The sequence below is a fragment of the Hyphomonas sp. GM-8P genome, from assembly GCF_003263315.1.
GTDB lineage: Bacteria > Pseudomonadota > Alphaproteobacteria > Caulobacterales > Hyphomonadaceae > Hyphomonas.
The window spans coordinates 1-13,064 of sequence record NZ_AWFE01000090.1; the positions used below are offsets into that span (position 1 = coordinate 1).

13 protein-coding genes and 1 pseudogene are annotated in these 13,064 nt (G+C 59.8%); 10 read left to right on the forward strand and 4 right to left on the reverse strand.

Annotated elements, in window-relative coordinates:
- Nucleotides 1-393: 393 nt before the first annotated feature.
- From HY26_RS13910 to HY26_RS13920, 3 genes are all read right to left on the reverse strand, one after another.
- On the reverse strand, nt 394-1,647 hold the full coding sequence (locus tag HY26_RS13910) for a type II toxin-antitoxin system HipA family toxin (protein WP_112073842.1): 1,254 nt from the start codon (nt 1,645-1,647) through the stop codon (nt 394-396).
- Nucleotides 1,644-1,856 carry a helix-turn-helix transcriptional regulator gene (locus tag HY26_RS13915; RefSeq protein WP_112073843.1) on the reverse strand — a complete coding sequence of 71 codons (213 nt, stop codon included), beginning with the start codon at nt 1,854-1,856 and terminating at the stop codon, nt 1,644-1,646. Before HY26_RS13915 ends, HY26_RS13910 begins: the two co-directional genes overlap by 4 nt.
- A gap of 268 nt (nt 1,857-2,124) precedes the next feature.
- Entirely contained in the window at nt 2,125-2,973 is an 849-nt protein-coding gene (locus tag HY26_RS13920; protein WP_158531508.1) for a DNA -binding domain-containing protein, read from the reverse strand.
- Nucleotides 2,974-3,163: 190 nt separating this feature from the next.
- On the opposite strand from HY26_RS13920, the gene HY26_RS13925 reads away from it, so the two are divergent.
- Together HY26_RS13925 and HY26_RS13930 are read left to right on the forward strand one after the other, a co-directional pair.
- The gene (locus tag HY26_RS13925) at nt 3,164-4,123 is read left to right on the forward strand and encodes a HEPN domain-containing protein (RefSeq protein ID WP_112073845.1); all 960 of its coding nucleotides are present in this window, start codon (nt 3,164-3,166) and stop codon (nt 4,121-4,123) included.
- A gap of 32 nt (nt 4,124-4,155) precedes the next feature.
- A complete protein-coding gene (locus HY26_RS13930) occupies nt 4,156-5,121 on the forward strand; it encodes a HEPN domain-containing protein (RefSeq protein WP_112073846.1) in 966 nt (321 codons plus the stop codon).
- 17 nt (nt 5,122-5,138) lie between these two features.
- Here HY26_RS13930 and HY26_RS13935 read toward each other — a convergent pair whose 3' ends face one another.
- The gene (locus tag HY26_RS13935) at nt 5,139-5,519 is read right to left on the reverse strand and encodes a DUF2293 domain-containing protein (RefSeq protein WP_158531509.1); all 381 of its coding nucleotides are present in this window, start codon (nt 5,517-5,519) and stop codon (nt 5,139-5,141) included.
- A gap of 561 nt (nt 5,520-6,080) precedes the next feature.
- On the opposite strand from HY26_RS13935, the gene HY26_RS13940 reads away from it, so the two are divergent.
- The 8 genes and pseudogenes from HY26_RS13940 to HY26_RS13975 all read left to right on the forward strand — a co-directional run.
- Nucleotides 6,081-6,767 carry an RNA polymerase sigma factor gene (locus tag HY26_RS13940; protein WP_112073848.1) on the forward strand — a complete coding sequence of 229 codons (687 nt, stop codon included), beginning with the start codon at nt 6,081-6,083 and terminating at the stop codon, nt 6,765-6,767.
- Nucleotides 6,768-6,993: 226 nt separating this feature from the next.
- Entirely contained in the window at nt 6,994-7,284 is a 291-nt protein-coding gene (locus tag HY26_RS13945) for a helix-turn-helix domain-containing protein (RefSeq protein ID WP_112073849.1), read from the forward strand.
- Nucleotides 7,281-8,600, forward strand: coding sequence for a type II toxin-antitoxin system HipA family toxin (locus HY26_RS13950; protein ID WP_112073850.1), 1,320 nt, complete (start codon nt 7,281-7,283; stop codon nt 8,598-8,600). Before HY26_RS13945 ends, HY26_RS13950 begins: the two co-directional genes overlap by 4 nt.
- A 202-nt stretch (nt 8,601-8,802) precedes the next feature.
- Nucleotides 8,803-9,798 (forward strand): P-type conjugative transfer ATPase TrbB, encoded by a 996-nt coding sequence (gene trbB / locus HY26_RS13955; protein ID WP_112073851.1) that lies wholly within the window; start codon nt 8,803-8,805, stop codon nt 9,796-9,798.
- Nucleotides 9,799-9,821: 23 nt separating this feature from the next.
- A complete protein-coding gene (locus HY26_RS13960; RefSeq protein ID WP_112073854.1) occupies nt 9,822-10,130 on the forward strand; it encodes a TrbC/VirB2 family protein in 309 nt (102 codons plus the stop codon).
- A complete protein-coding gene (locus tag HY26_RS13965; protein ID WP_112073852.1) occupies nt 10,130-10,384 on the forward strand; it encodes a VirB3 family type IV secretion system protein in 255 nt (84 codons plus the stop codon). Before HY26_RS13960 ends, HY26_RS13965 begins: the two co-directional genes overlap by 1 nt.
- On the forward strand, nt 10,378-12,843 hold the full coding sequence (gene trbE / locus HY26_RS13970; protein WP_112073853.1) for a conjugal transfer protein TrbE: 2,466 nt from the start codon (nt 10,378-10,380) through the stop codon (nt 12,841-12,843). Before HY26_RS13965 ends, trbE begins: the two co-directional genes overlap by 7 nt.
- 10 nt (nt 12,844-12,853) lie before the next feature.
- A pseudogene (locus tag HY26_RS13975) lies at nt 12,854-13,064 on the forward strand (P-type conjugative transfer protein TrbJ); the annotation flags it as partial.

The window sequence follows — 13,064 nt, forward strand, 5'->3', positions numbered from 1 at the left end:
AACAATGTCCGATTAGAGAAGGCCACATAGATGCGGGGGACATCTTCAGACGGGAGTGCGGTAGCTGTTCCAAGGGGCGCGGGGGTTGCGGTGTTGCAAGGCATGTCGGGTCTCCTTCTCTGCCGCGTCCTGCCCGCGACAGGCGGGGGTGGGCGGCGGTAAAGGCCGGCAGGCCGGGCGGACAAGCGGCACGCGCAAGGCGGGAAGGTAGGAGTCCTTCACACGCTCTTGGTCACACCCATCCCGTCGCCTTGCGCGGGCGGCGCGCCCGGCCAGACGTGCCGTCCGCCCGCACCCGACTGTTGGGAGAGCACAAGAACGAGGAGACTTGGTCGCTGCGGAATCTAGCGGCCTGTCGCCGAAAGTCGTGGCACGTTCGGACCAGGCAGATCGTCAGACGCTTCCGAGCAAACGCTCTGCACGGCGCTCGATCAGGGTTTGGGAGTTTTTCATTAAACCACGCTCTGGACGCTCAAGTCCAAACGAGGCGGCTGTTGCACGGGATTCTTCCAGGACGAGGTTGCAGAGTTCTTTGGTCCTCCGCCTGATGAAAGGCTCTGTCAGGCCCGTCTCTTCGGCGAATCTTTTCCAGTCACGCGAATGGATTTCTTCGAGCTTCGCGCGTCTTGCGATCTTCATGGCAAGGTTTGGACTGAGCTCCGGATAGGCCACGGTGGAGAGAAGGTCATATAGCGGTGCCAGCTCCGTCCGGCCATCATAGAGCAGGCTGTAGTTCTTTCCATGAGCGTCAGCGTTGCCGATGATAAGATTGTAGATTGCCGCATCGAAGAGTTTCAGGACTTCGATTGCCGGGCGCGTCGCAGCGCGGCGTAATAGCCCGAAGATATCCCGGAATACTGGTCCGCCTTCCGAGGCGTACTTGCGCGCTGAAATTATCCCAAGCGCCTGACAGAAGTCTTCCTGATGCAGACGTTTGACTTCACCATCCGGCATGGTCGTGCGGTCATAACGGGTCACCAATAGAAATATACGTCCCCCTGCCCGGCCGATTTCGACGGCGGCGACGTCGAGTCCGATACGTCGCGCCAGGCGCATGGCATATGCCTCGTTTTCCGTCGTGCCCTCAAATCGCATGATCGGCGGTTTGAGGATATGCGTGGTCGGTTGGCCCGGTGCCGGAAGGGCGATTCCTTCCGGGGTGACAACCACTGGAAGCTTGGCCTGGGCGCCAGCGAGCGATAGACGTAGGCCTTCCTCTCCGGCGAGCAGGGGCCGCTTCGGCAGCTCATCAATTTTCGCACGCAGCGCTTTGTCGGAGAGGAACTTCGGTTCAAAAGGCCCGTTCAGCGTGGGCGGGACTTTGCCTTCGGGCCAGAGCGACAGGGCGCCGGCAATCTCGCCGCCGAGACGTTCAAGCAGGCGGAACTCATTGTTCTTCGAGACGCCGAGGGCTGCAGCGATATTTTCGCGTTGGCTCTCTTCCGGAAGGATCCCTTCAAAGAAAGGCAGGCATTCCCTTCGAGAGAATGCTTCTTCCCGGAGAGGCAGCGATTGCGAGATGGCACGTGCGCCGTCATCAGCGAGCCAGCTTGCCGCATAGGTGAAACCGAGGTCTCCGTGGATGTCCATGGTAAGCCGTCCCACCGGCTTTGTATCCCACCATACGGTAAGCGCGCGCGTGGTCATTGCCCATCCTCCGGTGTGGTAATGGACAAGGCGCAACCAAGAGCAGCCAGAACATCGAGCGTCTTGCCGAGGTGGGCGGTTTCCTTTCCGCGTTCAAGCTCAACAAGGAATCTGAGTCCGACACCTGAAGCTGCTGCAAGCTCAGGTTGCCGCAAGCCCTGGGCCTTGCGTGTTTCCCGAATGATTTTGCCGATGTCTTCTGGTGTCATGTGCTTACCTTCCCGAACGGGAAATATGCCATTCCAGTCTTACAAAATCAACAAAAATATCCCGAACGGTAAATTTTCAGAGGTGCAAACCGAAAATCACATAAAACTTTCCCGATCGGTAAATCTTCTGGCTCACCCTCTCCAGAATTACGCAAAATACCCCGTTCGGGAAATTCAGTTTGAAAACACCTCGATTCACCTACCTGAAGTGAGCAATTGCGCGTGAATTCAAACCACTCAAACGACCAAGTTTGGGAAAAAGCGCACCCTAGGCCGCTGTCTGGTAAGGTCCATGCTGCCCGCCCAGCAGCTCCACCATGTATCCCCCATCCCGAAGCCCCTTCGCCTTCGTCACAAGGTATTTCAACCCATCCTTCATTGCGCCGCGATCATCGGCCCAATCAGCCTCGACGACTTCCCGGCCGTACAGCACCACCGCAGTCTCCCGCCGGCTCATACCGAGCTCTTGACAATCGAGCGCGATCAGGCCGTCCCGGAGGATCTGGGTCCGCTTTGTCCAGAGCGGTGTGTCCTGCGCAAAATCGTCCCCGTAGATATCAAACGCATCCCGCTGGGCTTTCAGCTTCCGCTCATAGGCTTCCATGTCGGAGATCGTGAGTTTCAGCCGGACCTGTTCCATACCGAGAAGGGAAAGGCCCGTGCAGCGTACCTGAACGACACAGCCATTTCCCCTCAGGAGCAGGAATTCCCGCCCATGCCGGTCCGTCAGATGGGTGATCCCGCAATACGGGACCGTCCTGTCCCAGATGCTGCAACTCTCCCCCTCCCCCCGCGGTTCGCAGTAGACTTCGACCTGGTCCGGGTGAGCGGCCCGGCTCCAGAAGACATCCGCTTCCAGACCGGTCTGCTCGGGGTTGGGCATGACCAGAAGGCCCCAGCGCTGCGCCAATGTCTGCGACACACGGGGCCGCAACAGCCGGATGGGTGCGCAGGGTGCCATCCGCTCTGAAACATCTTCCGGTTCGCAACACGCGGAATCAAACCGGAAGACCGGATTACGCCGGAGATACTCCCAGGCCCAACGGTCGGCTGACAAACGCCAGAGATAGTCATAGCGCTTCAGCACGCCATCGGACTTCAAAGGATAGGCCTTCATGTGCGCCTCCATACCCGACAGCGCTCATGCAATCCTAGTGCCAATTTCTACCTTTAGTTTATTTTTAATCCTACCAAAACCACCTGCGACGCGTAATCATCATGCGCATACGCCAGTACTCGCTTTACTCCGGCAAGCTTTCCGATAAATTCCGATAGGTAGAAGACTTTGCCCCGAACAATTGAAGCCCTTGCCTCACGCTCTCAACGATCTTCCGCCACAAAAGCAAGCCGAGCTCGTGCGCATCCGCGAGATCGTCCAGGAGGAGCTGCAAGCAAAGATCACTTCCTGCCGGAAAGCACGCACCAAGCGATTCCGTATCCTTGAACTCATTCACTACACCCCGCCCTGCCAGTCACGACCGAACCCTCAAGGCAAAGCGGACGCCCTCCTCCTTATCATTGTCAGTCACCGCGCTCTCGCCGACATGAGCGCCTTTTGGGAAGAGGTTGAGGATCGGCTCTGTCAGGATCAGGCTATTCGACAAAATGTGCTCTGCTTCGCGCACACGCGACTTGAGGTGATCCAGCAATTGGATCGACCTATGTCATTGTTCGCGACAATCATCGAAGATGGGAGCCGCGTTCGCGGAACTGCGAGGGAAATAAACCTCCCATCGACGTTTCCATCAACAAATCCGGAGAGAACTTCAAACTTCAACACGGCGGTTGATGAAATGAGTCGGCACTATGCCAAATGGACTAAACTGGCCCGACTATACCTAAGCGCAGGTCCCGAAAGTTCGGCGGTCGATGATCCAGTCGCCAGAAACTTCACTACCTTCCAACTTCATCAAGCTGCAGAGAGCGCTTACCGTATGGTCCTCCATGCCGTCGCCGGGTACACTCCTACAACGCATCATCTCCGCCGCATGCGACACCTCGCGAAAGCTATCGACATCCGCCTTGAAGAAGCGTGGCACCCGCAAGGAAGTGACGACCAGCGCTATTTCGACCTCCTGTGCCGCGCCTATATCGAGGCGCGCTATTCCCTCACCTACCGGACATCTGAAGTCGCCCTTCGCTGGCAAGCCGATCGGGTTGCCAAGCTCATCGAGATTGCGGATGCTCTATGTCTCGAACGGCTAAGCACATTAGGCACCAATGACCCGGTGCCAGAGATTTGCCAGCCCCCGCAAACTCTGGTCTGAAAACGCAAGACCAACAGAAGGCACGGCCACTCGTGAAGGACACGCTCGATTACCTGAACCTCCAGAAACAGAGGGAGGTCGCCTATATCCGCAAGGTGATCCTTGATGAGCTGTCTGCACGCCTTCGTGCCTCCAAGTCGAAGCGCACCTCGAACTACCGGGTTCTGAAGCTGGTCCTCTATGGCAGCTTTGCCCGCGGAACGTGGTTCGACGACCGCAATTCAGGCCGGGCCTCCGACTATGACTTCCTCGTCATCGTCTCCCACAAGGCCCTTACAGACATGTCCAGTTTCTGGGCCGGCGTTGAAGACCGTATCTATCGCGATCCCAAAATCCAGAAAGACGTCTCGCTGATCGTTCACACGATCCGCGAAGTGAATGCCGCCCTCAAGGAGGGACAATACTTCTTCACAGAGATCATCAATCAAGGCGTACTTCTGTACGATTACGACCATAATCCGAAGTCCAGTTATCCCAAGTCCAATGTCGCGAAGCCGACACAGCCAAATCCTCAGCGTGCCTACGAAATGGCGAGCGGCTACGCGCATAGCTGGCAACGATCAGCAACGTTGTTTCTCAAGGTTGGAAGTCAACATACCGAAAGTAACGATTCCGACGAGCATAATTTCGCCGCCTTCCAACTCCACCAGGCAGCAGAAGCAATCTACCGAATGGTCCTCCTGACAGTCACCCTGTACGCCCCCGCCACCCATCACCTTGGCAAGCTGCGCCAGCGCTGCGAAGCCATCGACCCGCGCCTCGCCGAAGCCTGGGCACCTGAACGCAAGCCATACAAGCGTTATTTCGAGCTCCTGCGCCGTGCCTATGTCGAGGCACGGTATTCCCCGGCCTATGAGACAACACCGGAAATCCTGAAATGGCAGGCCGACCGGATCACCAAATTGCTACATCTCGCCGAACATGCCTGCCAGGAACGCCTTGGAAAATTGGAAATCGATGCAAAGCAATTCGGCAAAAGCAAAGGCAGGAATAAGTGAAGGGCGAGGCAGCGCGGTTAATCAGCTGAGCTCGCGTGGTGAGATACACCCGAACTCGCCTCAACCTTATCCGCCTTCAAGCTCGTTAGCTGTGCGCCCGCACCCTTGTGCCAAGTCAGAAAAATATCCCACACATCATCCCGCACGATCTGCCGCGCTTCTTCGCGGGTCAATTTGTGTACGTTCAAAAATTGCTCGTATTCTGTCAGGCTATGCCGGATGTGTGTGTTTACGCCTATCGAAACGGCTGTGACGATTCGGGTTTTCCGGGTCCAGTCACGCTGTGCGACCCATTCCTCTACAACTTTCAGGTGCTCCTGCGGACCGAACGGAAAATGCCTGGCGAGTGTCTCGGCAATATGAATACGATCAAATTTTTTCGTCTTACTGGCTGACACGCCTGCTTCTCCCCCCACTGCACGGACCCGGGAGATTGAAAGCGCTCCACACAGGAAATCAATACTAAATCGGAACAAAATGCGCAGTAGGACAAGGATCTGTGTGAAGGACCGTCTCCCCAACCGGTCGAGCCCCCTTCCCAATCCATCTATCCTGAGTTACGCCCCGAACCGGGTGGGCCGGCGCAGCGATAAGGCCCCTGGACCAAAACCTGCGCCCCGTTGCTCATGCTTCGCGGTTTTCCGACGGCCCACCTATTTTCCCTCAATGGTTGCCAAGAGAATCGCGTTCCCATAAGGTTTTTTCCAGCGTCTTCTCATGAAGGGGCTCGGGGCGTCGGAAACCCCGGCAGAGCATGACCCAGTGATACGCGCTGCCAGCGCACACGCCTTCCGTGCACCTGCCGGACTGCTACGATTTCCTCATGCCTTTTCCTGAAGGGCGCGCAGGGCGTCGGAAACCCTGTTGGAGCATGAGCATCGATCCCGCACAGCTTCGTGCGGGCTGCAGCCCTGTGCCTCCGTCTTTCCGGCTCGCCGAATCAGAAAAGAGGACACAAGATGAATTCCGCAGACCCGCACGCAAACACCGCATCGGCACTCCTTCAACGTGGAGAGTTTCCAGGCTGCGTCCCGACTACGCAATCTCCCCAACGTCCTCAGACGACCAATGCTTCTTCGTCCCCCTCCCAGCTCGTCGGTGCGGCTGCGCTCAGCAAGCTCTTCCGTGAGCAATACCGCCCGCTCCTCCGCTTCTGCCGCACCCGTATCCCAAACCTGCCCGAGGCTGAAGACATCGTGCAGGACGCCTTCCTGTCCGTCGGGCGGGCTTATCCGGACAAGACCGAATACGACCTGAAGCGCCTCCTGTTCACAGCGGTCCGCAATTTCTCGGCCAGCTACCTGAAATCCGGGCGCCATCGCGCGTCCCTGAAATCAAGCGACATCATGGACAATACCCAATTGTTTGCCTGCCCGCGGACGCCGACGCCGGAACACCGGCTTGAGGCCCGCCAGCAGCTGGATGCGGCAGAACAGGCGATCGCAAATCTACCCGAACGGTCTCGCACCGTGCTCCAACTCCATCGCTATGAAAAGCTGACCTACCACCAAATTGCCGATCAACTCTCTGTCTCTGAAACTACGGTCAAAACCGATCTCGCGAGTGCGATCGCTCAGATCACCACGCATCTCGACCGGGTGAGCCGGGCACGGATGGGGCGACAACCCGGGAATCGTCATACTTAGCCCCAGGGGATGGTATCCCCGGTCAATGCATTCGTTCGTAGTGGTGCCGCCTCTTACGAGGCATTTGTTCTTCTATCTCTGGCCACAATACAGGATTTTATCGAATTCAGTAAAATTGATCGCTCAAGCCTCCCCCAAACCAAAATTTTACCTTTTTCGGTAAAAACTCTTGCCAAAGGCCCCAAACGATCCAATATTTACCGTATTCGATAAAAGGACCATCGCTGTGACCCAAGAGCAGGAACAGGCTCAACTCGCCCAGGCCGGCGCCCGTATTCGCAAGCTGCGGGAAACGCGCGGCTTGAACCTGCATGAACTGGCCCGGCTGTGCGGTATCAGTGCCCCTGCCCTTTCACTGATCGAAACCGGCAAACGGGACCTGCGCGTGACCAGCCTCTACCGGATCGCTGCTGCCCTGCGCATCAATCCCGGCAGCCTGCTCGACACTCCGGAAGAGACGCCGCCTGCAGGAGAAAATAGCGAGCGCGGCGGCTATGATCTCGGAGACTATACGTGACCAACTCCGTTCCGGTCTGGTTCGACGCCCTGCACATCGGCGACATTACCGTCGGCGATGACGGCGCGCTCGGCTTTGCTTACACCAAGAACTGGCTCGACACTCGGGGGGCCTTCCCGCTTTCGCTGACCCTTCCCCTGAGCGACACGGTCTTTCCGTCCGAAACGATCTCGCCCTGGCTCGCCAATCTCCTTCCTGAAGAAGAACAGCTGACGATCCTGACCCGCACCTTGGGACTCGACCGCGCAGACACGCTGGCCATTCTCGGTGAGATCGGCGGGGATACGGCGGGCGCGCTTTCGTTCAGCGTCCCGTCCGAACGGGCGGCGTGGACCTATACGCCGCTCACGGAGTTCTACAAGATCAAGGATCCCGAAGCGGCCCTAGAACGCCATTTCGAGGACCTTGGGGAACGCCCGTTCCTGGCCGGCGAAGAGGGTGTCCGCCTATCACTGGCCGGCGGCCAGAAGAAATCGGCCCTTGCTGTTCTCGATCGTACCGGCGCCCCCGTTCTCAGGCTCCCGGCGGAAGGCGACGTGCTGGCGATCCCGCGCAATGGCGCGCCCTCAACCATCATCCTGAAACCGGACAATCCAGTCCTGCCCGGAATTGCGGAAAACGAGACTTATTGCCTGACCCTTGCCGGGGCGATCGGGATCACCGTAGCTGAAGCGACCGTCCTGCCCGCCGGAACTCGCAAGGCGATCTGTGTTCTTCGTTATGACCGGCGGACGAACCGGCGCGGCGCGCTGCAGCGCGTTCACCAGGAAGACTTCGCGCAGGCGAATGGTGTGCCGCCCGGGCGGAAATACGAGCGCGGCACGCTTCCCGGCCCGGATATCGAAACCCTGCTCAGGACCGGGCGGAACCTTCCGCCTGCAGATGCACTAGCCCTGCTCGACCAGTTCATCTTCAACATTCTCGTCGCCAACACCGACGCCCACGCAAAGAACTATTCCCTGTTGCTACCGATCGGGTCAGAGCCACGCCTCGCCCCTCTTTATGATGTTTCGACCGTCCTGCCCTGGCCCCGGGTCGTGCAATATTTCGCGCAGAACATTGCAGGAAAAAAGCGCAAGCCTGGTGATGTTGCTGCACGCCACTGGGACGCCATTTCCGAGGCCGTCGGTTACCGCCCGGCCGATGTCCGCAAACGTGTCCAGGAGCTGGTGGATGCAATGGTCGCCCGCCGCGTCGCCGTGACAAATGCCGTCGCTGCCCAACCGGGCTGCACCACGGGATATGTCGAACAGGCGGCCAGCCTCATTGAGGCGAATGCCTTGAGGGTCGCTGGCCGTCTTCGGCAGGCAGCATAGGGTCTGACTGTGTCACGCTTTCCGTACCGGGCGTGCATGACCCGCAAGTTCGATGCCTGGTTCCATGACTGGCCGGGAACCTGATTTGCAATATCCGCCCCGGAATTGCCCGGAATTGCCCGCATTGGCCCGGGTTCCAACTCCCTGAACGTGCCGCTTCCTGAGACACTCCTCCCTGACCAGACAGGAAGGCGTGAAGCAGATGGCACGGGCGGGACAGGTAAAGGAAACAGACAGCCGCCGCAGCGCCATGTTGCGAACGGCTTTCTGTCCGGTCGTTCGAGAGGCCCTCGAACAGGATGACTCGATCGAGATCATGGCCAATCCCGATGGCTCTGTCTGGATCGAGCGTTTCGGGACCGGCCTTGTCCTTTCCGAACACAGGCTCGGGCCCAGCGACCGCGAACGCGTCATCCGACTGGTCGCCTCCGGGGCGGGAGAAACCGTCAGCCACACCTCCCCCATCGTCTCTGCCGAACTTCCCGGCAGCGGCGAGCGGTTTGAAGGTCTTCTCCCGCCCGTATCGACAGCTCCGTGCTTTTCGATCCGCAAACCGGCACGCATGGTTTCCAGCCTCGACACTTATGTCGGACGCGACGCGCTTTCCCCTTCTCTCGCGCTCGCGCTGCGCGCCGCTATCGAAGCGCGCCAAAATATCGTGATCGCCGGCGGAACGTCTTCCGGCAAGACCACGTTCGCCAATGCGCTTCTGGCGGAACCGTCGCTGGCAGGCGACCGGATTGTGATCCTGGAGGATACACGCGAACTCGACTGTAGCGCGCCCAACAGCGTTCGGCTGCGAACGCATGAGGGCATAGTCAGCCTGCAGCGCCTCGTCCGGTCGACCCTTCGCCTGCGGCCCGACCGGATCATCGTCGGCGAAGTGCGAGGGCCTGAGGCGCTCGACCTTCTCAAGGCCTGGAACACCGGACATCCGGGCGGGATCACGACACTCCATGCAAATTCAGCCCAAGGCGCGCTCCGCCGTCTCGAACAGCTGACACTCGAAGCGATCCGCCAGGTCCCGTTCGACCTCATTGTCGATGCCGTGAACATCGTCGTGTTCATGAACCGGAAGGACGGTGTCCGCCGCATCGAGGACGCCATCCGTATCACGGGCTTCGATGGCGGGGGCTACGTCACAGAGCCGCTCGTCCCCTGCTCCCTTTCCCTCGTCAGCCAAGGAGATCCAGCATGACGCTCTACAAGCAGGTTCAGGTGATGAACCGGACCGTTCAGGCAGCCACTTGCCTTGCCCTTGCCACCCTGCTCGCCACGCCCGCTCACGCAGCCGGTACCGGCATGCCCTGGGAAGGCCCGCTTGACCAGATCCTCCAATCGATCGAGGGCCCGGTCGCCCGGATCGTTGCCGTCATCATCATCACTTTGACGGGCCTCACCCTTGCCTTCGGCGAAACGTCCGGCGGGTTCCGCAAGCTGATCCAGATCGTGTTCGGGCTCTCGATCGCCTTCGCTGCGACGAGTTTCTTCCTGACTTTCTTCTCGTTCGGCGGCGGCGCGCTGATCTGATGGCGGAGGGTTATGAAATCCCCCTGCACCGCTCGCTCGCCGAGCCGATCCTGATGGCAGGCGCGCCGCGCTCGGCCGCCATCGCCATCGGGACGCTGGCAGCAGCCCTCGCCCTCGGGCTCCAGCTCTGGATCCCCGGGCTTGTCTTCTGGGCGGCTGCACATTCGGCAGCCGTGTTCATGGCGAAGAGCGATCCCGATTTCATGGCCGTCGCCAGTCGCTCCACACGCCATAGGGAACATCTGCAATGCTGAACCTCAAAGAGTATTCTGAAACCCCGCATCTGCTGGCCGACTACCTCCCCTGGGCCTGTCTTGTGGCGCCGGGCATCGTCCTCAACAAGGATGGCAGCTTCCAGACCAGCTTTCGCTATCGCGGCCCGGACCTTGAAAGCTCGACCGAAGAAGAACTCGTCTCGGTCATGGCGCGGGTCAACAATGTGCTACGCCGGTTTGGGTCTGGCTGGGCCTTGTTCTTCGAAGCTCAGCGAGACGAAGTCCATGACTATCCGGAGTGCACCTTTCCGGACGCCGCCTCCTGGCTCGTCGATCAGGAACGAGCCCTGCAGGCCGAAGAGACCGGTGCCCGCTATGAAAGCCGCTATTACCTGACGCTGCTCTGGCTGCCTCCGGCGGACACGACTGGCCGTGCTGAAAAAGTCTTCATCGAACGCGCCGAGACCGAAAACGCTGCCACCTGGCGCGAGCGGCTGGACCGCTTCCAGATCCAGGCTGCGCGGGTCTTCGACCTGCTCGCAACGTGCCTTGCCGAAATCCATCACCTCAGCGACGATGAAACCCTCACCTATCTCCACTCAACCATCTCGACCAAACAACACCCCGTCGTAACGCCGGACCTCCCGGTCTTCCTCGATGCCGTCCTTGCCGACGAGCCCTTCGCCGGCGGCCTCGAACCCATGATCGGTGATGCGTATCTCCGGACCCTGACGATCCTGGGCTTCCCGGCCTCGACCCTGCCCGGCATTCTCGACGAGCTGAACCGGCAGGGATTCTCGTATCGCTGGTGCACACGCTTCATCGCCATGGACAAGGCCGAAGCCGAGAAGGTTCTCGGCAAGAAGCGCCGGCACTGGTTCGCCAAGCGCAAATCCATCGGGGCCGTCCTGCGCGAGACCATGTTCAACGAACAGGCTGCGCTCCTGGATACGGATGCCGACAACAAGGCAAGTGATGCCGATGCGGCATTGCAGGAACTCGGCGCCGACCTCGTCTCCTATGGCTATGCCACGACAACGATCACCGTCTGCGATCCCGACCGCCGCCTCGTCGAGGAACACCTCCGGATTGCCGAGCGCATCATCAATGGCCGCGGGTTCACAGCGATCCGGGAGACGCTCAATGCCGTCGAGGCCTGGCTCGGCTCCCTGCCCGGTCACGCCTATGCCAATGTCCGCCAACCCGTCCTGCATACGCTGAACCTTGCCCATATGGTCCCGTTGTCAGCGGTCTGGGCTGGCGAAGCGGAGAACCGCCACCTGCAGGGACCCGCGCTCATCCAGGCGCAAACCGGTGGCACCACACCGTTCCGGCTGGGTCTCCATGTCGGCGATGTTGGACACACGCTGGTGGTCGGTCCGACCGGCGTGGGCAAATCGGTCCTTCTGTCCCTCATCGCCCTGCAATGGAAGCGCTATGCGGATGCGCAGGTTTTCATCTTCGACAAGGGCCGCTCTGCTCGCGCCGCAACGCTCGCGATGGGCGGCGCGCATATCGACCTTGGCGGATCGGAAGCTCCGAGCCTCCAGCCGTTGAAAACCATCAACACGGACATCGGCGCAAGCTTCGCCGCCGACTGGCTGGCCGGACTCTGCAGCCATGAAGGCGTTGCCATGACACCGGATCTCAAGGCTCGCCTATGGGACGGGATTCAGGCACTCGCATCCGCGCCGGAAGCCGAACGCACCCTGACCGGGCTCTGCCTGATGCTGCAGGACGAGACGCTCAAATCCGCCCTCCATCCCTTCACCCTGGAAGGCCCGCACGGCCGCCTGCTCGATGGTGATCATGAGACGCTGACCCTCGCGGACACTGTGTGCTTCGAAATGGAAGAGTTGATGCATTCAAAGAGCGCCGCTCTTCCGGTGCTCACATATCTCTTCCACCGGCTTGAAACACGGTTCGATGGACGGTCGACCCTCCTCATTCTCGATGAAGCCTGGCTCTTCCTCGACGATCCGGTTTTCGCGGCGCGTATTCGCGAATGGCTGAAGACACTCAGAAAGAAGAATGTCAGCGTCATCTTCGCCACACAATCGCTGGCCGACATTGCGAACAGTTCCATTGCGCCAGCCCTGATCGATTCGTGTCCGACACGGATCTTCCTGCCGAATGACCGCGCGCAGGAGCCACAATCGAAAGAGACTTACCAGCGCTTCGGACTCAACGCCCGGCAGATCGAACTGATTGCCCAAGCGACACCGAAGCGCGACTACTACTACCAGTCACCCCTTGGCTGCCGCGTATTCGAACTGGGCCTCGGTCCGATCGCCCTCGCTTTCTGCGGCGCCTCCGGCCCGGTCGAACAGGAACGGATCAACCGGACACTCGCCGAAGCGGAGCCAGGGGACTTCACTGAGACCTTCCTGCACGCCAAGGGTCTCGCCTGGGCCGCCGACCTGCTCGGCCGCTGGCCGGGTCATACGCCGGACAGAGACCCTTCATTTCCGCCCAATGATCTGCTCGCCGCCGAATAGGACCCGCCCCATGAAACGCGCCCTCTCCGGCCTTGCCGCTTTTCTCATCCCCCTCGCAGCGGTTCCACTGACCGTCTTCGTCGCCCAGCCGGCCAGCGCCCAGCTTACGGTCTATGACCCGGCAAACCACGTGCAGAACGTGCTGCAGGCGGTTCGTGCGCTCCAGCAGATCGACCAGCAGATCGAACAACTCACCCATGAGATCGAGATGCTGGAGAACA

Coding starts and splice junctions, on each gene's coding strand:
- HY26_RS13910 (WP_112073842.1), bottom strand. CDS start 1,647: ATGACCACGCGCGCGCTTACCGTATGGTGGGATACAAAGCCGGTGGGA.
- HY26_RS13965 (WP_112073852.1), top strand. CDS start 10,130: ATGGCGGAGGGTTATGAAATCCCCCTGCACCGCTCGCTCGCCGAGCCG.
- HY26_RS13920 (WP_158531508.1), bottom strand. CDS start 2,973: ATGAAGGCCTATCCTTTGAAGTCCGATGGCGTGCTGAAGCGCTATGAC.
- trbE (WP_112073853.1), top strand. CDS start 10,378: ATGCTGAACCTCAAAGAGTATTCTGAAACCCCGCATCTGCTGGCCGAC.
- HY26_RS13915 (WP_112073843.1), bottom strand. CDS start 1,856: ATGACACCAGAAGACATCGGCAAAATCATTCGGGAAACACGCAAGGCC.
- HY26_RS13960 (WP_112073854.1), top strand. CDS start 9,822: ATGAACCGGACCGTTCAGGCAGCCACTTGCCTTGCCCTTGCCACCCTG.
- trbB (WP_112073851.1), top strand. CDS start 8,803: ATGGCACGGGCGGGACAGGTAAAGGAAACAGACAGCCGCCGCAGCGCC.
- HY26_RS13940 (WP_112073848.1), top strand. CDS start 6,081: ATGAATTCCGCAGACCCGCACGCAAACACCGCATCGGCACTCCTTCAA.